Annotated in this window: 3 protein-coding genes; all 3 read right to left on the reverse strand. The window is 34.6% G+C overall.

The features are described 5' to 3' along the window. Nucleotides 1–227 precede the first annotated feature (227 nt). Complete coding sequence (locus ACFINF_RS09220) at nucleotides 228–623, reverse strand: type II toxin-antitoxin system HicB family antitoxin (protein ID WP_005864994.1); 396 nt, start codon at nucleotides 621–623, stop codon at nucleotides 228–230. Then, nucleotides 620–820, reverse strand: coding sequence for a type II toxin-antitoxin system HicA family toxin (locus ACFINF_RS09225; RefSeq protein ID WP_007553727.1), 201 nt, complete (start codon nucleotides 818–820; stop codon nucleotides 620–622). Before ACFINF_RS09225 ends, ACFINF_RS09220 begins: the two co-directional genes overlap by 4 nt. A 67-nt stretch (nucleotides 821–887) precedes the next feature. Beyond that, nucleotides 888–1274, reverse strand: a 387-nt coding sequence (locus tag ACFINF_RS09230; protein WP_375620590.1) for a hypothetical protein, incomplete at its 5' end; no start/stop codon positions are given.

Genomic DNA, 1274 nt, shown 5'->3' on the forward strand with positions numbered 1-1274 from the left:
AACAGGGCTTTCTAGCCACGTTTCAAGTTCACATTTTACTGAATTTTTAGGGGATATTTTTGAATTTTAGACACAATGCGACCAGTGCCGTGCTGTCATTAAATATGATTTTTCACATCATGTCAACAAAAAAATCATGATCTTGTGTTTTTTTATTTTTTTTACCTAAATATGGTGTTTTTAGAAACAAAAAGGTATGTATTGACACAGCCAAAAAAGAAGAAAATCTAAATATTAAGCTCGTGACGCGCTGCTGTTGCCAAAAAAGCAGATCTTGTTAAACCTCTTTCTTGTGCACAATCATCAATTGCACGTAAGAGTCCTCTTTCAATAGATATATTCGTACGTACCACTTCTGCATCATTTTCAATAAATGGGACTTGTATTAAAAAAGCTCCTTCTGACAAAGCTGTTTTGACAGATTCCCGTTGTATGACTTCCTCAAATTTTGAAGGAATGGGCACTATATCTATATCTTCACAATAAAGTTGAAGTGCTTCTGTTGCGTTTGCGATTAAATTTTCTTCCTCATCAGCAGCAGAAAAAAGTCCCTCAAAATCAGGAAACTGAACACCAAAAGCAGAATCTTCATCTTTATGAACAAGAGCAAAAAATCTTTTCATTTTTCTTCTCCTTTTTTTAACCAACCTGCTTGTTGTGCGATAGAACGTGCTGTACCAATCGGAAGATTTTTTTTAGGATGTGGAACAATAACAACCTTACCATCTTTTTTTAATTTATGATGAGAACCTTTTACTTTGACAAGTTCAAAGCCATCACGCTTTAATTTTGCAATGATTTTTCGGCTATCTTGTTCCATTCCCTAAACTCATAATGTGTAAATATATACACATTTTAATGATTTTTCATCTGATGTCAATTCTTTTTTAACGGCTAAAGTGCTTATGAAGCGCATTAAGAACAATACGCAAAGAACTAACAAGATGTGTTAGCGATTGATCTTCTATAACAAGATATTGTAATGCAGCATAAAGATTATACTGTCTATAGAGGTGTTGTGCTTCTTTGATAGCCTCTTTCGTCACTTCATAACAATGAGTTGCTCTTGAAATCCACCGTTTTTGTGCCTCCTCATTTGATGACGGAGTAAAGTTATCATAAATTGCATTAGGCAATCCTTTTGCACATAGGTAATTGTTTTTCACTTCAAGATATTTTTGCGCAGCATCATATTGGTCTTGATTTATTTCGCCTTGCAAATAAAGCCGCCCGATATAGGTGCCGGAAAGCGGATTTTTAGCCTCTTCTATGGT

The sequence above is a fragment of the Bartonella sp. TS25HLJMH genome (genome assembly GCF_042193505.1).
In the GTDB taxonomy this organism is placed as follows: domain Bacteria; phylum Pseudomonadota; class Alphaproteobacteria; order Rhizobiales; family Rhizobiaceae; genus Bartonella; species Bartonella grahamii.